At 72.1% G+C, this 17,121-nt stretch carries 21 protein-coding genes; 10 read left to right on the top strand and 11 right to left on the bottom strand.

What is annotated here, in order from left to right; all coding sequences use genetic code 11:
• Positions 1–6: 6 nt before the first annotated feature.
• From O7553_RS07390 to dut, 4 genes are all read right to left on the bottom strand, one after another.
• The gene (locus O7553_RS07390) at positions 7–690 is read right to left on the bottom strand and encodes a DUF3159 domain-containing protein (RefSeq protein ID WP_281554079.1); all 684 of its coding nucleotides are present in this window, start codon (positions 688–690) and stop codon (positions 7–9) included.
• A 49-nt stretch (positions 691–739) separates the two neighbouring features.
• On the bottom strand, positions 740–1,120 hold the full coding sequence (locus O7553_RS07385; protein WP_278168155.1) for an OB-fold nucleic acid binding domain-containing protein: 381 nt from the start codon (positions 1,118–1,120) through the stop codon (positions 740–742).
• A gap of 171 nt (positions 1,121–1,291) precedes the next feature.
• On the bottom strand, positions 1,292–1,930 hold the full coding sequence (locus tag O7553_RS07380) for a DUF3710 domain-containing protein (RefSeq protein WP_281554078.1): 639 nt from the start codon (positions 1,928–1,930) through the stop codon (positions 1,292–1,294).
• A 31-nt stretch (positions 1,931–1,961) separates the two neighbouring features.
• The gene (gene dut, locus O7553_RS07375; RefSeq protein WP_281554077.1) at positions 1,962–2,459 is read right to left on the bottom strand and encodes a dUTP diphosphatase; all 498 of its coding nucleotides are present in this window, start codon (positions 2,457–2,459) and stop codon (positions 1,962–1,964) included.
• Between the two features lie 95 nt (positions 2,460–2,554).
• Here dut and O7553_RS07370 point away from each other — a divergent pair, with 95 nt between their 5' ends.
• A complete protein-coding gene (locus O7553_RS07370; RefSeq protein ID WP_281554076.1) occupies positions 2,555–3,112 on the top strand; it encodes a DUF3093 domain-containing protein in 558 nt (185 codons plus the stop codon).
• Between the two features lie 7 nt (positions 3,113–3,119).
• On the opposite strand, the gene O7553_RS07365 is transcribed toward O7553_RS07370, so the two are convergent.
• The gene (locus O7553_RS07365; RefSeq protein ID WP_281554075.1) at positions 3,120–3,944 is read right to left on the bottom strand and encodes a hypothetical protein; all 825 of its coding nucleotides are present in this window, start codon (positions 3,942–3,944) and stop codon (positions 3,120–3,122) included.
• A gap of 95 nt (positions 3,945–4,039) precedes the next feature.
• The gene (locus tag O7553_RS07360; RefSeq protein ID WP_123600728.1) at positions 4,040–4,336 is read right to left on the bottom strand and encodes a DUF4193 domain-containing protein; all 297 of its coding nucleotides are present in this window, start codon (positions 4,334–4,336) and stop codon (positions 4,040–4,042) included.
• Positions 4,337–4,771: 435 nt separating this feature from the next.
• Here O7553_RS07360 and O7553_RS07355 point away from each other — a divergent pair, with 435 nt between their 5' ends.
• Positions 4,772–5,290: a LytR C-terminal domain-containing protein gene (locus O7553_RS07355; RefSeq protein WP_199757489.1), complete on the top strand. Its 519-nt coding sequence runs from the start codon at positions 4,772–4,774 to the stop codon at positions 5,288–5,290.
• Between the two features lie 12 nt (positions 5,291–5,302).
• Here the strand turns inward: O7553_RS07355 and O7553_RS07350 are convergent, their stop codons facing one another.
• Complete coding sequence (locus O7553_RS07350) at positions 5,303–6,118, bottom strand: inositol monophosphatase family protein (protein WP_281554074.1); 816 nt, start codon at positions 6,116–6,118, stop codon at positions 5,303–5,305.
• Between the two features lie 350 nt (positions 6,119–6,468).
• Between O7553_RS07350 and O7553_RS07345 the strand changes: the two genes are divergently transcribed.
• The 4 genes from O7553_RS07345 (at position 6,469) to O7553_RS07330 (ending at position 9,683) form a co-directional block, all read left to right on the top strand.
• Positions 6,469–8,157 carry an RNA polymerase sigma factor gene (locus O7553_RS07345; protein WP_281554073.1) on the top strand — a complete coding sequence of 563 codons (1,689 nt, stop codon included), beginning with the start codon at positions 6,469–6,471 and terminating at the stop codon, positions 8,155–8,157.
• 242 nt (positions 8,158–8,399) lie between these two features.
• Positions 8,400–8,630: a hypothetical protein gene (locus O7553_RS07340; RefSeq protein ID WP_281554072.1), complete on the top strand. Its 231-nt coding sequence runs from the start codon at positions 8,400–8,402 to the stop codon at positions 8,628–8,630.
• Positions 8,631–8,796: 166 nt separating this feature from the next.
• A complete protein-coding gene (locus tag O7553_RS07335) occupies positions 8,797–9,183 on the top strand; it encodes a metalloregulator ArsR/SmtB family transcription factor (protein ID WP_281554071.1) in 387 nt (128 codons plus the stop codon).
• Entirely contained in the window at positions 9,180–9,683 is a 504-nt protein-coding gene (locus O7553_RS07330; protein WP_281554070.1) for an SRPBCC family protein, read from the top strand. Before O7553_RS07335 ends, O7553_RS07330 begins: the two co-directional genes overlap by 4 nt.
• A 16-nt stretch (positions 9,684–9,699) precedes the next feature.
• Here O7553_RS07330 and O7553_RS07325 read toward each other — a convergent pair whose 3' ends face one another.
• Positions 9,700–11,412, bottom strand: a complete 1,713-nt coding sequence (locus O7553_RS07325; RefSeq protein WP_281555519.1) for a DEAD/DEAH box helicase family protein — start codon at positions 11,410–11,412, stop codon at positions 9,700–9,702.
• A gap of 162 nt (positions 11,413–11,574) precedes the next feature.
• Positions 11,575–11,799, bottom strand: a complete 225-nt coding sequence (locus O7553_RS07320) for a DUF3039 domain-containing protein (protein WP_123600724.1) — start codon at positions 11,797–11,799, stop codon at positions 11,575–11,577.
• Between the two features lie 90 nt (positions 11,800–11,889).
• On the opposite strand from O7553_RS07320, the gene O7553_RS07315 reads away from it, so the two are divergent.
• Together O7553_RS07315 and O7553_RS07310 are read left to right on the top strand one after the other, a co-directional pair.
• On the top strand, positions 11,890–12,891 hold the full coding sequence (locus O7553_RS07315; RefSeq protein WP_281554069.1) for a pseudouridine-5'-phosphate glycosidase: 1,002 nt from the start codon (positions 11,890–11,892) through the stop codon (positions 12,889–12,891).
• A gap of 26 nt (positions 12,892–12,917) precedes the next feature.
• Positions 12,918–13,874 (top strand): PfkB family carbohydrate kinase, encoded by a 957-nt coding sequence (locus tag O7553_RS07310; protein ID WP_281555518.1) that lies wholly within the window; start codon positions 12,918–12,920, stop codon positions 13,872–13,874.
• Here the strand turns inward: O7553_RS07310 and O7553_RS07305 are convergent.
• Both O7553_RS07305 and O7553_RS07300 read right to left on the bottom strand, forming a co-directional pair.
• Positions 13,842–14,204 (bottom strand): DUF3099 domain-containing protein, encoded by a 363-nt coding sequence (locus O7553_RS07305; protein WP_281554068.1) that lies wholly within the window; start codon positions 14,202–14,204, stop codon positions 13,842–13,844. The genes O7553_RS07310 and O7553_RS07305 overlap by 33 nt on opposite strands.
• Before the next feature lie 120 nt (positions 14,205–14,324).
• The gene (locus O7553_RS07300) at positions 14,325–14,900 is read right to left on the bottom strand and encodes an HhH-GPD-type base excision DNA repair protein (RefSeq protein ID WP_281554067.1); all 576 of its coding nucleotides are present in this window, start codon (positions 14,898–14,900) and stop codon (positions 14,325–14,327) included.
• 111 nt (positions 14,901–15,011) lie between these two features.
• Here O7553_RS07300 and O7553_RS07295 point away from each other — a divergent pair, with 111 nt between their 5' ends.
• Positions 15,012–16,496 (top strand): methyltransferase, encoded by a 1,485-nt coding sequence (locus O7553_RS07295; RefSeq protein ID WP_281555517.1) that lies wholly within the window; start codon positions 15,012–15,014, stop codon positions 16,494–16,496.
• Positions 16,497–16,579: 83 nt separating this feature from the next.
• Positions 16,580–17,026, top strand: coding sequence for a D-aminoacyl-tRNA deacylase (gene dtd, locus O7553_RS07290; protein ID WP_281554066.1), 447 nt, complete (start codon positions 16,580–16,582; stop codon positions 17,024–17,026).
• The last annotated feature ends 95 nt before the right edge of the window (positions 17,027–17,121 follow it).

The following is a 17,121-nucleotide window of genomic DNA, read 5'->3' as shown; positions in this document are numbered from 1 at the left end:
CGGCTGTCAGTTCGAGGCGGCCAGCACCGGTCCGGCGCCGTGGCGCTCACGGTTGACCCGACGGACGACCCAGATGGTGATCGCCAGCAGCACCGCGTACGGCGGATAGCCGAGCAGCAGCCGGGAGACGCCCAGCGCGGTCTCCATCGACGCGACGTAGAAGCCGGCCTGTACACCGACCTTGAGCAGCCAGACGACGCCCCAGAGCACGGTCAGCCGGTTGAAGGTGCGGATCAGCACGGGGTCGGCGCGCCACTCGGAGCGGCCGCCTGCCGCGAGCACCGACCAGATCCAGCCGACCAGCGGCTGGCGGATCACCACCGAGCCGAGCAGAGCCAGTCCGTAGCCGATGCCGTACAGGATGCCGGGCAGGTAGAAGTCGCGTTCCTCGCCGGTCCGCCAGGCGAGCAGGGCACCGATGCCGATGCCGAACAGCCCGTTGACCGCGTGCCGGATCGGACGACGCTGCAGCAGCCGGACCACCGCGATACCGACCGCGACACTCACCGCGGCGATCAGCGCCACCGACAGTTCCCAGATGACGTTGCAGACAACGAAGACGGCGATCGGCACGCTCGACTCGACGAGCCCGCGCCAGCCGCCGAGCTGCTCGGCCATCTGCTCGGTGATGCTCGGCAGGCGTTCCTCGTCGTCATTGCCGGCTGCCGGGGGGTGCTGTCCAGAGGTCATCGGCACCGCCTTCCTTCGTCGGTGGCGGCGCCGGACGGGACCGGCCGGCTCACCGGGGGGATTCCAACTCGTAGTGCGGGTTGTAGATCACCTTACGGTCGTCGCGGACCGCGACCCGGCCGCGGGCGGTGAGCTGGCGGCCTGGTTCGATACCGGCGATCCGTCGCCGGCCCAGCCAGACCAGGGTGACGACGTCGCTACCGTCGTAGAGGTCGGCCTCCAGGCTCGGCAGGTTGGTCCGAGGGCAGTAGACCACCGTACGGAGCCGACCGGAGACCGAGACAACCTCGCCGCGGTGACACTGCCCGGCGGGGGTAGCTCCGCACTCGGCGCTCTCCCGCTGTAGCTGTTCGGCGTCAAGCTCGGCTTCGGTGGCGGCGAGCCGGCGCAGGAACCGGCGCAGCGACGGACGGCGTTCATCGATCGCCATGACCGTCTGCCCCTCCTCGGCGTCGCCGGTGCGGCGCGGATCCACGTCGGGCGCGGACCGCCCCACCAGGGTACGCCGCGACCGGCACCGGCCAACTGGCCGGTGCGCCCGGCCGATCGGTGGGCCCGGCCCGCCGGTGCCGCCACGGCGGGCGGCGGGGGCGGCGGCGCGCTACGGCGTGGCCGGCGGCGACTGCCGCGCCTGCTCGGCGAGCTCGCGGGGCAGTCGCAGCGGCAACGGTTCGCGTACCGGCTTGGCCTCCTGGCCGCGGTTGACGACCAGACCGTGCAGCACCTCGATGAGCGTCGCGGCGGCCGACGGGTCCACGGCGGCCGGGCCCTGGAACAGCGCCCGCACCATCCAGCGTGGTCCGTCGATGCCGACGAACCGCAGGTCGGTGCCGCCGTCCGGGGTACGCACCTGGGCCACCAGCTCAGGTCCGTACTCGCCGACGGCTTCCCGGACGGTCGCCCCGTCGCGGCGCAGCGACTCGGTGATCTCGACGCGCACCTCGTCCCAGATGCCCTCGGTACGCGGTGCGGCGAAGACCCCGAGCTGCAGCGCACTGCCCCGGTTGGCGAGCACCACCTGCTGGATCGCCCCGTCCGGGTTGGCCTGGACCCGGACCTCCACCCCTTCGATCGCGGGGATCTGCAGGCTGCCCAGGTCGAGCCGGCGGACGCCGGTCGGGGCCTCGGTCACGTCGTACGGGCCCTGCGTGGGGTTGCCTGGCGCCAGGTCGTCGGTCTCGGGACCGACGAGTCCGTCCTGGGCGTGCCGGCCGCGCCCGCGGCCGCGGGAGAAGACCACGATGCCAACCTTCCGTATGCGCTGTCGCTGGTCAGCGGGCTGCCGGTTCGGCCGGGGTCGGCTGGACCACGACGGACAGGCCGGCATGGCCGCCGGTCGAGCCGTGTCCGGCGGAACCTCGCGCCGAGTCGGGCAGCTCGTCGACGACAGAGAACTCTGCTGTTTCGACGCGTTGTATCACAAGTTGGGCTATCCGGTCACCTCGGCATATCCGGGCCGGCCGGGACGGATCGTGGTTGATCAGGTTCACCAGGATCTCACCGCGGTAGCCCGCGTCGACCGTACCGGGGGCGTTCAGCACGGTGACGCCCAGCCGCGCGGCGAGGCCGGAGCGGGGGTGGACCAGCCCGACGTACCCGGCCGGCAGTGCGACCGCCACCCCGGTACGCACCAGTGCCCGCGCGCCGGGAGCCAACTCGGCGTCCTCGGCGGCGAACAGGTCAGCCCCGGCGTCGTCGGGATGGGCGTAGCCCGGCACCGGCAGACCCGGATCGAGCCGACACACCGCCACCCGCACCGTGTCAGACATGAACCCCACCTCTCCGCCACCGCCGACCGGGACGACTCCCGCGCACCACAGGCCGCCGAACACACCCCGCTGCTGAACCCGTACCCTCGGACGACGTGGCATCCGCTTCCGCCGAACCCGACACACCGTACCGGGCCGTGGTGCACTACCGGGAGCGACTCCGCCTGCCGTGGTGGCTCTGGGTGGGCGGATCGGCGCTCGCCGCCTTCCTGGCCACCGAGGTCTGGATGGGCACCTCCGGGGTCCGGGCCTGGCTGCCGTTCAGCGTGCTGCTGCCGTCGACCGTCGCCGGCCTGTGGTGGCTGGGTCGAATCCCGATCCGGGTCACCTCGGACGAGCTCCAGGTCGACGATGCCCGACTGCCCCTGCGGTACGTCGCCGAGGTCGTCGCCCTGGACGGCGACGGCCGCCGGGAACTGCTCGGAGTAGGCGCCGATCCGCTGGCGTTCGTCATCCAACGGCCGTGGATCGCCGGCGCCGTACAGGTCGTGCTGAACGATCCGGCGGACCCCACGCCGTACTGGGTGGTGAGCACCCGGGACCCGGTCCGGTTGGCCGGCGAGATCCGCGCCGCCCGGCAGGGCCAGGCAGCCGGCCCGACCGGTGACCGCCCGACGGCTGGCGGCGCCACCGGCGAGCCGCCGGCACGCTGAGGCCGGATCATTCGGGCTGTGGGCGCACGCCCCCGATCGCCGGTGGAGCCGGCGGATGCATCAGACCGAGCGCCCGCCGCTGGCTACCCAGGTCGGCGCGGACGCGGTCGGCGAGTGCCCGGGTCGCCCGACGGTTGAGATAGCTGGCCACCGCCGCGCCGGTCAGGAACGGGCCGAGGGTGGTGAGGTTGCGGCCGAATCGGCGAAGCAGGAGCTCGCCCAGCTCGCGACGGGCGGCGGTGCCGAGCACCGCGCCCACTCCGACACCGGGCACCATCGGGTTGACGCCCCGCTGGTTGGCCCAGGCGTGGATCATGTTGACGGCACGCTCCGTGCCGGTACCGGGCACCGGTACGCCGTACACCTGGTGCAGCTCGCCGACCAGCTTGAGCTCCACGGCCACGACGGCGACCGTCTCGGCCGCCAGCAGTACCGGCGCGGACAGCAGGGTCGGGGTGACGGTCCACTGGACCGCCGAGACGCCGCCACCCGCCGCGCCGATCCCGGCGCTGACCCGGCTGGCGTTGCGGATCAGCCGCTCGGCCAGCTCCTCGTCGTCGAGGCCCGGATGGTGCTGGCGCAACGTGGCCAGATCGCGGACCGGGAGGTACGGGGCGACGTCGGCCACCGCCTGGACCAGCCACCGGCCCGCCGCCGCCGGCTTGAACAGCTCGGTCACGCCGCGCCGACGCAGTTGTTCGACGAGCCGCCCGAGCAGGCGTCGCCGGGCGACCGGCGGGGTCGCGTCCCCGGTCAGTTCGGCCACTGTGGCGGCGAACCGGTCGGTCCCGGCCCGGTCGCCGTCCTGCGCGGAGCGGTCAGGATCGGTCATGCTGCCTCCAGGGCCGGCGGCCGGACACGGTCACGGCGACTGCGGCGACCTCGTGTCGAGGTCGCCGCGTGTCCCCCTCTTCCCCCGGTGTGTCGTCAGGTGCACTCGCGACAGATCAGCTCGTTGTTGCGCTCGACGGCGAGTTGACTGCGGTGGTGGACCAGGAAGCAGCGCGCGCAGCGGAACTCGTCCGACTGCATCGGCAGCACCTTCACCGTCAGTTCCTCGTCCGCCAGGTCGGCACCGGGCAGCTCGAAGCTCTCGGCCACCTCGGCTTCGTCCACATCGACGGCGCCCGACTGTGAGTCGACGCGCCGTGCCTTGAGCTCCTCCAGGCTGTCCTCGCCGAGGTCGACCTCGTCGCGACGCGGAGCGTCGTAGTCGGTGGCCATCGGTTCACTCTCCCGTATCGTTCAGTCGCTTCCGGTGATAACGCCGGACGACGGTATTTCGGTTCCCGTGCGGGCCCTGATGAGACCGCATCCCGGCGAAACGTACCGTTTTGCGCCGTTTTGCGGTTGCCGCAGGAAACTCCCCCCGCGAGCGCGGTACCTTACCCCTCTCTGGCCGACGCATGTATACCGCCCTTGTGGGACTGATGTACGCCCAGACACCGGAAGTTGTTCCCAGTGTGACTCAGGCGACACGAAGATAGGGGTACCCGCCGGCCGATCGGCGCCGGCACGCCGGCCGGACGGCGAGCTGTTTACCGTGCCGTCCGGACAACCGCTAACCTCGGCGGGCATACTCGGTACTCACCGGTGCGGCGGGCCGACACCCGGCACCGCCACACCTCGCAGGGGGCCAGATCCATGAGCTTTGCGCGCGTGCGAGCGCTCGTTGTCATCGGCGGACTTGTCGTGTTCGCCCTGGTCTTCGTCATCGTCGCGATGGTCCGCGACAGCCAGGGGGGCGAGGCCACCGCGACCACCTGCCCGGACGGCTGGGCACTGGCCGACGTCCAACTGCGGGAGGCCAAGGACGTCCGGCTCAATGTCTACAATGCGACCGACACCAGCGGGCTCGCCACCAACATCGCCGACGATCTGAGCAACCGCAACTTCCAGATCGAGGAGGCGGCCAACGACCCGGAGGGTCGGCGGATCGACGACGTGGCCGTGCTGCGGTACGGCCCCGAGGCGGTCGGCTCGGCCCACCTGATGCGCGCGTACTTCCTCGACCAGGCCAGGACCGAGTACGACCCGGCCCGCGAGGACGACATCGTGGACGTGGTCATTGGCAACGCGTTCCGGCAACTGGCGACCACCACCGAGGTGAACCAGTCGCTGGCGGCGCTGGGCAAGCCGGTGCTGCCGCCACAGACCTGCGCCGCGCCCGAGGACTGACCGACCCTGCCCTCACGGCCCGCTGGCGGCGTCCAGCCGGTTCAGGTGCCCCTCCAGCGCCGGGAACAACGCCGGTGGAGCGGCCACCACCATCTGCGGTCCGGCCGGTGCCCCGGCCAGTCCGGCGACCAGCAGGCCCGCTTCCGCCGCCACCAGTCCCCCCGCCGCCTGGTCCCAGGGGTTGAGGCCCTTCTCGAAGTACGCGTCGACCTGGCCCTCGGCGGCCAGGCACAGGTCGATCGCCGCCGCGCCGAACCGGCGGATGTCCCGCACATGCGGCATCAGGCCGACGAGCACCTGCGCCTGGTGCACCCGGCGCGCCGAGTCGTAGCCGAACCCGGTGGCGACCAGGGCCTGGGCCAGCTCCGACTGATCGGAGCCGGCCAGCCGTCGCCCGTCGCGGTAGGCACCACCGCCCCGCACGGCGGTCCATTCGGCCCCGGTGGCCGCGTTGCGCACCACTCCCGCGACCACCTGGCCGTCGACCTCTGCGGCGAGCGACACGGCGTAGTTCGGCAGCCCGTACAGGTAGTTCACCGTGCCGTCGATCGGGTCGAGGATCCAGCGCACCCGGGCCGACCCGGACGGAGCGGAGTCGCCGTACTCCTCGCCCAGCACGGAGTCGGTCGGGCGCCGCTCGCGCAGGGCCGCGACGGCCTGACGTTCGACCGCCCGGTCCGCGGCGGTCACCACGTCGGTCGCGGTGCTCTTGGTGGCCAGCCCGGAGACCCCGGCCCGGCGCATCTCGGCCGCGGTGCGCGCCGCCGCCCGCGCGACGTCGACCGCGATCTCCAACAGGTGGTCCGGTTCGGGTGTCCGCTCCGCCATCGTCTCCCCTTCTTCGCCGTACGCCCGGTTCTCCGCCGCCTTCGCCAGGGTGGCCGGGGACCGGTGGCCACCTCGGCCGGGTGGTCAACGACAATCACCCGTACGGCAGGGGTAACATCCTGTCAAAGTCCACGTTCGTCCCATGTCGGTGGCCCCCGACCGGCGGCTGGCTCGCGCGTGGCGGGATGATCCCCACAAACGGCGTTACAATTCACGCCTGCCCTCGTGTCACGGTCAGCCGGTCCGGCCGGTGGAGCGGTCGCGGGGGGACACAATCACAACCGGCACGTCGCTCCGCGCTGCGGTGGCCGGTCCGGCCGTGCTCGTTCATCGCCTCCGGAAGGTCATTCGTGACAGAACTCCGCCACACCGGCGCCGACGTACGCTCGCTAACCGACACCCTGATCGCCCATGCCGAACAGGCCGGTGGTCAGCTAACGTCGGCCGAGGTCGCACGGACGGTTGAGTCCGCCGAAGTGACTCCGGCCCAAGCCAAGAAGATTCTCCGCGCGCTCGCCGACGCCGGCGTCACGGTCGTGGTGGACGGCTCGGCCAGCACTCGGCGCCGGGTCGCCGCGGCCCGGTCCGCCACCCCGGCGTCCAAGGCCACCACGGCCAAGACCACCCGTCGGGCCCCGACCGCCCCGAAACAGGCGCCGGGTCCCGACGAGCCGGCCCCGGCCGTGGCCGTGCCGGCGAAGAAGGCCACCACCCGCAAGGCCACCACGGCGGCGGTGCCGGCCGCAGCGCAGAACGGCACCCCGGCCGAGGAGCCGGCGGCCAAGCCCGCCGCGAAGCCCGCGCCGAAGGGCACCCGGACCCGGGCCGCCAAGGCAGCCGGTGGTGCCGCCCCGGCCAAGGCCGCCGGCGCCACGCCGGCCGGCAAGGCCCCGGCCAAGGCGGGCAAGGCCACCGCGAAGGACGGCAGCAACCCGGACACGCCGGACGAGGAGATCGATCCGGAGACACTGGCGGCAGAGATCGAGGACGTCGTGGTGGAGGAGCCGGCCGAGCTCGCCCAGGCGGCCGAGGCCGACGCTACCCGGGACAACGACTTCGAGTGGGATGACGAGGAGTCCGAGGCGCTCAAGCAGGCCCGCCGGGACGCCGAGCTGACCGCCTCGGCCGACTCGGTCCGGGCGTACCTGAAGCAGATCGGCAAGGTGCCGCTGCTCAACGCCGAGCAGGAAGTCGAGCTGGCCAAGCGGATCGAGGCCGGGCTGTACGCGGCGGAGCGGCTGCGGGCCGCCGACGAGAGCGACCAGAAGATGCCCACCCAGCTGACCCGGGACCTGGGCTGGATCTCCCGGGACGGGGAGCGGGCCAAGAACCACCTGCTGGAGGCAAACCTGCGGCTGGTCGTCTCGCTGGCCAAGCGGTACACCGGTCGGGGGATGGCCTTTCTCGACCTGATCCAGGAGGGCAACCTCGGCCTGATCCGCGCCGTCGAGAAGTTCGACTACACCAAGGGCTACAAGTTCTCCACCTACGCGACCTGGTGGATCCGCCAGGCCATCACCCGTGCCATGGCCGACCAGGCGCGCACCATCCGGATCCCGGTGCACATGGTCGAGGTGATCAACAAGCTGGGTCGTATCCAACGCGAGCTGCTGCAGGACTTGGGCCGTGAGCCCACGCCGGAGGAGCTGGCCAAGGAGATGGACATCACACCGGAAAAGGTGCTGGAGATCCAGCAGTACGCCCGGGAGCCCATCTCGCTGGACCAGACCATCGGCGACGAGGGCGACAGCCAGCTCGGTGACTTCATCGAGGACTCCGAAGCCGTGGTAGCGGTGGACGCAGTCTCCTTCTCGTTGCTGCAGGACCAGCTGCAGCAGGTGCTGCAGACCCTGTCGGAACGCGAGGCCGGGGTGGTCAGGTTGCGGTTCGGTCTCACCGACGGGCAGCCGCGGACGCTGGACGAGATCGGACAGGTCTACGGGGTCACCCGGGAGCGGATCCGCCAGATCGAGTCCAAGACGATGTCCAAGTTGCGACACCCGTCACGTTCGCAGGTGCTCCGGGACTACTTGGACTGACCAGTTCAGGGCAACCCAATGTGTAACTTTGGTCACTTGGCGTCTACCAAACCCAGGTCATCACGGCGTTACCCGGCGGTGATCGTTGACGTGGCACCCTTGGTTCACGGCACACTGTGCCTACCAGGTGTGAGCCCGGTCCCCCGGGGGCACATCGGGAAGGCGGGGACCCCCGCCGGTGTTGGACGATGGGTGACAGACCGAAGAGTGTGTTCATCGGTGACGACCAGAGGAGGAAGGCGATGACCCCGACTCTCACGCCTCCGGAGACGGTGGATGCAGTAGGCGCCGATGAACGGTGCGACCGGTGCAACGCGGCCGGCAAACTACGGGTGACTTTGGCGGGCGGCAGCGAGCTGGTGTTCTGCGGACACCACGCCAACAAGTACGCCGACGATCTCGTCAAGATCGCGGTGCAGTTCAAGGCCGACCCTGAGTTCACTTGGCGTGGCGCCGATCTGATGGCCAACTGACACGACGAGACCACTGGACAGCGATGGCTGGGCCCCACCGGACGGTGGGGCCCAGCCCTTCTTTTTGCCTGCGCCAGCTGCTTATTCAACCAATTTGTTGCGAAGCTGCCCGGGATCAGCATAACCTCTTGTTCAACCAGAACGTTGAACAAGAGGGAGGTGCCGGGTGAGCGAGGACCGGTTGTCGCTGGTGTTCGCGGCGCTGGCCGACCCGACCCGCCGGGACATCGTCACCCGGCTGACCGACGGCGACGCCACCGTCAATCAACTGGCCGCGCCCTACGACATCTCGGTGCAGGCGGTCTCCCGGCACATCAAGGTGCTTGAGGACGCCGGCCTGGTCAGTCGCAGCCGGGACGCCCAGCGGCGGCCCTGCCACCTGGAAGCCGAGGTCTTCGACCTGATGTCCCGGTGGCTCGACCGGTACCGCCAACGGGCGGAGGAGCGGTTCAGCCGGCTGGACGCCGTTCTGGCGGCGCTGGACGACGACCAGCCGACCACCGACCGTCAAAGCACCCACGGAATCGACCCAAAACAGCAAGGAGCAGCGTGAAAGCCACGACCACGACCGGCGACCCGACCACCCGTACCCGTATCGAGGCGCACCCCGACCTGCCCTCGATCCAGATCGTCCGCGACTTCGCCGCGCCCCGGGCCCGGGTGTTCCGCGCCTGGATCGACCCCGACCTGGTCACCCAGTGGCTCGGCCCGAAGGACCTGGAGCTGCGGATCGAACACTGGGACGGCCGCACCGGCGGCAGCTACCGCTACACGAACTGGCGCGACGGCGAACAGATCGCCGGATTCTACGGTTCCTTCCACGAGGTACGCCCCGACGAGCGGCTGGTGCAGACCTTCACCTACGACGGGGTGCCTGACGGGGTCAGCCTGGACACCGCCACCTTCGAGGACCTGCCCGATGGCGGCACTCGGGTCACCGTACTGTCGCTGGTCGAAAACCTGGTCGCCCGCGACCAGATGCTGGCCAGCGGGATGGAGCACGGCGTCCGCGAGGGGTACGAGAAGCTGGACCACCTGCTGGCGACCGGCTGACCGGCACCTGCCCGGATCACAGCGTCTGCACCGTCGCGATCCGCTCCTCCAGCTGCTCGATGGTGGCCTGCGCACTCGGCGGGCCGCCGCACCGCCGCCGCAACTCGGCGTGGATCTTGCCGTGCGGCAGTCCGGTGCGGTGGTGGTGCGCGGCGACCAGGGCGTTCAGCTGACGGCGCAGGGTGATCCGCCGCTCCCCGGCCGTCGGTGCACGTTCCGCCGGCCGGGCGGCGGGTACCGGTTGATCCGTCGACCGGGCCCGCCGCTGCGCGGCGATCTGCTCGGCCTGCCTACGGTTCAGCAGCACCGTGACCTGATCGGGGGTGAGCAGGCCGGGCAGGCCGAGGTACTCCTCCTCCTCGGCGGTGCCGGCCTGGGCGCCGGTGCCGAACGAGGCGCCGTCGAAGATCACCTGGTCCAGCTCGGCGGTGGCGGACAGCGCCTCGAACCGCTTCTCCAGCTCCCCGCTGGCCTGCTCGTTGCGCTGGGCGCGCTCCAGCAGGTCGTCGTCGAAGCCCTCCCGCTTCTTGGCCGCCCCGATCACATGGTCCCGCTCGGCCTCCATCTCGCTGGCCAGCCCGAGCAGGTGCGGGACGCTGGGCAGGAACACCGTCGCCGACTCCCCCGGCCGGCGGGCCCGGACGAACCGGCCGATCGCCTGGGCGAAGTACAGCGGCGTCGAGGCGCTGGTCGCATAGACCCCGACGGCCAGCCGGGGGATGTCCACCCCTTCGGAGACCATCCGGACCGCCACCATCCAGCGCTGCTCGGACCGGGCGAACGCGGCGATCCGGGCCGACGCGCCGGCGTCGTCGGAGAGCACCACCGCGGCCTTCTCCCCGGTGAGCCGCTCCAGCAGCCGGGCGTACGAGCGGGCCGCCGCCTGATCGCTGGCGATGACCAGACCGCCGGCGTCGGACATGCCACCGTCGCGCAGGAAGGTGAGCCGGGCGTCGGCCGCGCGCAGCACCGCCGGCATCCAGTCGCCGGCCGGATCCAAGGCGGTCCGCCAAGCCTGGGCGACGAGGTCCTGGGTCATCGGCTCGCCCAGCCGGGCGGCGAGCTCGTCCCCGGCGCTGGTCCGCCACCGGGTCTCCCCCGAATAGGCCAGGAACAGTACCGGCCGGACCACCCCGTCGCGCAACGCGTCGGAGTAGCCGTAGATGCTGTCCGCCCGGGACCTCGGCAGGCCGTCGCCGCCCGCTTCGTAACGCACGAACGGGATCGGGTTGTCGTCCGAGCGGAACGGCGTACCGGTGAGCATCAGCCGGCGGACCGCCGGCTCGAACGCGGCCTTGATCCCGTCGCCCCAGGACCGGGAATCACCCGCGTGGTGGATCTCGTCGAGGATGACCAGCGTCCGCCGGGTCATCGTGCGCCGCCGATGCACCTGGGGAGCCATCCCGACCTGGGCATAGGTGACCACCGCGCCGTGAAAATCGGCGGCCGAGTGCAGGTCGGCGTTGCGGAACGCGGCGTCGAGCTGGATGCCGACCCGGCCGGCCGCCGCCGCCCACTGGGTCTTCAGGTGCTCGGTCGGTGCGACCACGGTGACCGCCTCGACGGTGCCGTCGGCCAGCAACTCGGCCGCGATCCGCAGCGCGAACGTGGTCTTACCGGCACCCGGCGTGGCGACGGCGAGGAAGTCCTCGCTGCGCCGGCGCAGATACTCCACCAGTGCCCGGCGCTGCCAACCGCGCAGCGCCGGGAACGTGTCGACCGTCGGCATGGTGGTCGGCACGCGAACCCCTTTCCCCCGTGATCGGACCCGGACCAGCCGGCGATCACGGAACCGTCTACCCGCTCGTCCGGCGGCCGTGACCGGAGTGCGGTCGACGGCCACGAAAAGGCCCTCGCGGCCGGTGGACGCGAAGGCCGATCGGAGTCCGGCTCAGCCGGTCATCGACTCGTAGATCTCCTTGCACCGGGGACAGACGGGTGATCCGGGTTTCGGCGTACGGGTCACCGGGAAACGCTCGCCGCACAGTGCGATCACGAAGGTGCCCATGACGGCGCTCTCGGCGATCTTGTCCTTGCGGACGTAGTGGAACATCTCCGGGCCGTTGTCGGCGTCGGCATCCTTGACCTCGGGACGCTCAAGAACCTCGGTAGTCACGTCGTCTCCCACCTCCAGGCTGAGAGTCTGGCAGTTTGTGGCGTACGGGTCCAACGTCCGGCACGACCCCCGCCCCGTACCGTGGTGATCATGGCAGAATCCGCAGGCCGCACCGGGCCGTTGCACTACGACATCCAGTACGGCGCCGAGGTGGCCGACGCCCGCCGGGACGGACGGGCCATCGTCGCCCTGGAAAGCACCATCATCGCACACGGCCTGCCGCGACCCGACAATCTGCGGGTCGCCCGCGAGATCGAGGCCGCGGTACGGGCCACCGGCGCGGTGCCGGCGACCATCGGCATGCTCGGCGGGCGGCTGGTGGTCGGGCTGGACGACGCCGAGCTCACCCGGCTGGCCGGCTCCGACACCGTCGCCAAGCTCTCCGCCCGGGACCTGGCGCTGGCCGCGGCGAGCGGCGTGGACGGGGCGACGACGGTCGCCGCCACCAGTGTGGTCGCGGCGGCGGCCGGGATCGGCGTGTTCGCCACCGGCGGGCTCGGCGGGGTGCACCGGGAGGCGGCGCAGACCTTCGACGAGTCGGCTGACCTGGTCACCCTGGCCGGTACGCCGATCACCGTGGTCTGCGCCGGGGTGAAGTCGATCCTGGACGTGGCGGCCACCCTGGAGCGGCTGGAGACCCTCGGTGTGGCGGTCGCCGGCTACCGCAGCCGGCGGTTCCCCGGCTTCTTCGTCACCGACAGCGGCCACGACCTGCACTGGTCGCTCGACTCGCCGGAGCACGTCGCCGAGGTGATCCGGGCCCGGCGTCGGCACGGCTTCGGCGGGGGCGCGCTGGTGGTGGCGCATCCGCTGCCGCCGCAGGAGCAACTGGATCCGGGCCTGCACGACACCACCCTGGCCACCGGGCTGGCCCGGATGGCCGAGGCAGGCGTCACCGGCAAAGAGGTCACCCCGTTCCTACTGGCGCACTTCCACTCGGCCACCGCGGGTGCCAGCCTGGCGGTGAACATCCGGATCATCCTGCGCAACGCCGACCTCGCCGGGCGGATCGCCGTGGCGGCGGCGGAGGCGGAGGCCGCCCACGCGGCGGAGTTCGCCGGTGCCGCAGAGCCGACCGGCACGGCGGGGTGACCGGCCGCAGGCTGACCGGCGACGCGATGGCCCTCAGTCGGCCGCGCCCCGGCCGGGTCCTGGTCGTCGGCGACCTGGTCACCGACGTGGTGGCCGTGCTCACCGCTCCGTTGGCGGCCGGTTCGGACACGGCGGGCGGGATCCGGTTCACCGGCGGCGGCCAGGCCGCCAACACCGCGGCCTGGCTGGCCGCGCACGGCGTACCGGTGACGTTGGTGGCGGCGGCCGGCGACGACGCCCTCGGGGACATCCGGCTGGCCGAGCTGGCCGCGGCCGGGGTCGACCTCGCGGTACGGCGCTGTCCGGACACGGCGACCGGCACGGTGATCGTGCTCGCCCACGGTGAGCAGCGCTCGATGGTCGCCGACCGGGGTGCCAACCTGTCGCTGCGGGCCGGTGACGTCGACGCCGCCGTGTCGCTGTTTCCCGACGCGACACACCTGCACCTGTCCGGCTACCCGCTGCTGCACCCGGGCAGCCGGGAGGCGGGCCGGCACGCGCTGGTCGCCGCCCGGTCGCGCGGCATGTCGACCAGCGTCGACGCGGCGTCGGCGGCTCCGCTGCTGGCCGCCGGACCGGCGAGGTTCCTCGACTGGGTACGCGGGACCGACCTGCTGCTGGCCAACCTCGACGAGGCCACGGCGCTGGGGCTGGCCGACGGGCTGCCGGAACCGGCGCCGGTCCGGCGGCTGGTGGTCAAGCGGGGCTCCGGTGGAGCCGTCTGGCACGAGCCGTCGACGGCGGTATCGGAGGCGGCGGTGGTCGTGTCGGAGGCGGTGGCGACGACCGTGCCGGTGGTCGACCCGACCGGCGCCGGTGACGCCTTCGCCGCAGGGCTACTCGCCGCCTGGCTCACCGGCGATGACCCGGTGACCGCGCTGGCCGCCGGTGGGCGGGCGGGCGCGACCGCGGTGGGGGTGGTCGGTGCCCGGCCGGTTCGCCGCGTCGGGTCAGGGCTCGACGTCGATGACGCGGGCCGGTGACGGCGTGGTCGGCACCGCGCCGACCTGCGCCGGGCCGCCCCGTGGAGTGGGTTGGCGCCGCTGGTTGCGCATCCGGTGCCGGTCCTTCGGCGGCCGGTCGTTGGCGAGCAGCACGGCCAGCCACGGCACCAGGATCATGCCGACCGCGCAGATCGGCAGCCAGAGCCAGAGCAGCGGCGCCTCGCTGGTCACCAGGACCGCGCCGACGATCAGACAGATGCCCCGGATCGACATCATCAGCACGTACCGACGTTGCCGGCCGCGCAGTTGGTCTCCCGGGCTCGGTTCGGCGTCGGTGATCACGGTGGGTTGCCCAGCGGTCCGTCGCACCGTGCCTCCTCCTGTCGCGTACCGCCAATCGTCGCACCTGCCGGCGCAGGTCGCCGAACGCCCAGCCGCAGATGTGACCGACCCACCAGCCGACGGACGTGACCGGCGGTGGCCGGTCGGTCAGCCCTTGGCCGCCTTCGCCGCCGCCTTCATCTGCTGCTTGTGTTCCCGGACCCGGACCAGGGAGTCCTCGTCGACGATGTCGGCCACCGAGACGTGCGCCCCGTCCCGGCCGAACTCGCCGGCCGCTTCCCGCCAGCCCGCCGGCTGTACGCCGAACCGCTTGCCGAGCAGCGCCAGGAAAATCTGCGCCTTCTGCTTGCCGAAGCCGGGCAGCTCGCTGATCCGGGCCAACGCGGTCGCCCCGTCCGGGGCGTCGGTCCAGATCCGGGCCGGGTCGTTGTCGTACCGGTCGACGACGATCCGGCAGACCTGCTGCACCCGTGCGGCCATCGCCTTCGGGAACCGGTGCAGCGCTGGCCGCTGTGCGAAGACCGCGATCAGCTCCTCAGGGTCGTACTCGGCGAGTTCGCGGGCGTCCGGCTGGTGCCCCAGCCGCAGACCCAGGTCGTAAGGCGCGGAGAAGGCGCGCTCCAGCGGCACCTGCTGATCCAGGACCATCGCGACGACCAGCGCCAGCGGGCTGCGCCGCAGCAACTCGTTGGCGTCCGCGTCGATGGGCAGCGAAAGGCTCATCCGCGTATCCTGCCCGATCGGAGCAGATCGTCCGGCGACGACCCGCCCCGCCGGGCAGGATGGGCCAGGATTAGTCAGGCGACCGGGCAGGATGGCAACGTGACCGACGACATGACCGATTATCCCGCGCTGCTCCACGCGGCCGGGATCGACCAGTTGCGAACCGCGCTCACCGCGGCCCGGTTCACCTCCACCGGGATCGCCGAGCGGCTGGGGCCACAGGCCACCTCCGCCGTGGCCCGCAACGACCACCGGGAAGCGCTACGACGCACCGCCGACGGTGATCCGCTCGCCACCCTGATCCGCCTGTTCGTCTGCGCCCAGACCGAGCCGGCCGACACCGTCGCCGCCGCGCTGGCGCCGCTGCCGCTTGCCGACGCGCTCGCCGCCGGACTGGTGGAGCAGTCACCGGACGGACCCGGGCTGCGGCAGGGCGTCGACCTGGAGCCGTACGGTGACGCCTGGTGGGTGATCTCGGACGTGCCGTCGCACCTGCGGGCGGGCCACCCGCTCGCCGCCGATCATGTCCTCGGCATCGGTGGCTCGTCGACCACCCTGGCCGGTGCGGTGCACCGGCGGCCGGTCGGCGCGGCGCTGGATCTCGGCACCGGCTGCGGCGTACAGGCGCTGCACCTGGCCGGCCACGCCGACAGCGTCACCGCGACCGACCTGTCGGCCCGGGCGCTGCGGTTCGCCGCCACCACCGCCGCGCTCAACGGCCAACGGTGGGAGCTGCTGCACGGTGACCTGACCGCGCCGGTCGCCGGTCGCCGGTTCGACCTCGTGGTCAGCAACCCGCCGTTCGTGGTCGGGCCGGGCACCGCCACCCACACGTACCGCGACTCTGGCCGGATCGGCGACGGAGTCTGTGCCGAACTCGCCGCCGCCGCCCCGGATCTGCTCGCCGACGGCGGCACCATGCACTACCTGGCGAACTGGATGCACGTCGCCGGGGAGGACTGGACCGAACGGGTCGCGGGCTGGCTGGCCGGTTCCGGGCTGGACGGCTGGGTGATCCAGCGGGAGGTCGCCGACCCGGTCTCCTACGTCAATCTGTGGCTGGCCGACGCCAGCGAGGGCCCGGACGCACACCGGGCGGCCGCCTGGCTCGACTGGTTCGACGCGCAGAAGGTCGAGGCGGTCGGCTTCGGTCTGGTCACCCTGCGCCGTAGCGGACACGCAGACCCGGTGGTCCGGGTCGAGGAGCTGCGCCAGCAGGTGGCACCGCCGCTGGGCGACCGGGTCGACGAGTGGTTCGCCCGGCAGGACTGGCTGCGCGCCCGCGACGCCGCCGGTCTGCTCGACGCCCGCTACCGGGCCGCCGACGGGCTGCGACTGCAGCAGGAGGCCGGCATCGGGGACGACGGCTGGGCGGTCGACCGGCAGACCGTCACGTTGACCGGTGGGCTGCGCTGGACCGAGGAGATCGATCCGCTGGTGCTGGCGGTGGTCGGCGGGTGCACCGGTCGGTTGCCGATGCGCGAGCAGTTGTCGCTGCTGGCGCTCGCGCACGACGTGCCCGAGCACGAGCTTGCCGAGGCCGCCGTGCCGGTCCTGGCCCGGCTGGTCGAACGCGGCATCCTGTTGCCGGAGTGACCGGCGGCGGTGTAATCGGCCGGCCGACGCGACCAGCCGGCCGACGCGACCAGCCGGGTGGCCGGTGTGGCAGGCTGGCCGGTGTGCGGGCGGTGGTGCAGACGGTCGGTCGGGCCTCGGTGACGGTCGACGGCGAAGTGGTCTCGGCGATCGGCCCCGGTCTGCTGGTGCTGCTCGGGGTGACCCACACCGACACGGTCACGACCGCCGCCGAGCTGGCCCGCAAGATCTACGAGCTGCGGATCTTCCCGCCTGATCCGCACGGTGAGGGCTCCGCCGAGCGTTCCGCCGCGCAGCTGGCCGCGCCGGTCCTGGTGGTCAGCCAGTTCACCTTGTATGGCGACGCGCGCCGGGGGCGACGGCCGAGCTGGTCCGCCGCCGCCCCGGCGGAGCTGGCCGAGCCACTGGTGACGGCGGTGGTCGAGGCACTGGCCGCGCGGGGCGCGACAGTACGCACCGGACGGTTCCGGGCGCACATGCAGGTGGAGAGCGTCAACATCGGACCGCAGACCATCCTTCTGGAACTGTGACGTCACTGTCAGCAACCGCCAGCCGGTGTACGGCAACGGTCAGGTCCCGAATTCATGCCACCTGGTCCCCGGCTAACCGTGACTTCACGCCCTAC

It is taken from the genome of Solwaraspora sp. WMMA2059, from assembly GCF_027497315.1.
Taxonomy (GTDB): domain Bacteria; phylum Actinomycetota; class Actinomycetes; order Mycobacteriales; family Micromonosporaceae; genus Micromonospora_E.
Note: the sequence above shows the minus strand (reverse complement) of the source record. Positions and strands in the feature narration are given on the sequence as shown.

Coding starts and splice junctions, on each gene's coding strand:
- O7553_RS07340 (WP_281554072.1), top strand. CDS start 8,400: ATGACCCCGACTCTCACGCCTCCGGAGACGGTGGATGCAGTAGGCGCC.
- O7553_RS07310 (WP_281555518.1), top strand. CDS start 12,918: ATGGCCCTCAGTCGGCCGCGCCCCGGCCGGGTCCTGGTCGTCGGCGAC.
- O7553_RS07300 (WP_281554067.1), bottom strand. CDS start 14,900: ATGAGCCTTTCGCTGCCCATCGACGCGGACGCCAACGAGTTGCTGCGG.
- O7553_RS07315 (WP_281554069.1), top strand. CDS start 11,890: ATGGCAGAATCCGCAGGCCGCACCGGGCCGTTGCACTACGACATCCAG.
- O7553_RS07365 (WP_281554075.1), bottom strand. CDS start 3,944: ATGACCGATCCTGACCGCTCCGCGCAGGACGGCGACCGGGCCGGGACC.
- O7553_RS07295 (WP_281555517.1), top strand. CDS start 15,012: ATGACCGATTATCCCGCGCTGCTCCACGCGGCCGGGATCGACCAGTTG.
- O7553_RS07325 (WP_281555519.1), bottom strand. CDS start 11,412: ATGCCGACGGTCGACACGTTCCCGGCGCTGCGCGGTTGGCAGCGCCGG.
- O7553_RS07390 (WP_281554079.1), bottom strand. CDS start 690: ATGACCTCTGGACAGCACCCCCCGGCAGCCGGCAATGACGACGAGGAA.
- O7553_RS07350 (WP_281554074.1), bottom strand. CDS start 6,118: ATGGCGGAGCGGACACCCGAACCGGACCACCTGTTGGAGATCGCGGTC.
- O7553_RS07385 (WP_278168155.1), bottom strand. CDS start 1,120: ATGGCGATCGATGAACGCCGTCCGTCGCTGCGCCGGTTCCTGCGCCGG.
- dut (WP_281554077.1), bottom strand. CDS start 2,459: ATGTCTGACACGGTGCGGGTGGCGGTGTGTCGGCTCGATCCGGGTCTG.
- O7553_RS07360 (WP_123600728.1), bottom strand. CDS start 4,336: ATGGCCACCGACTACGACGCTCCGCGTCGCGACGAGGTCGACCTCGGC.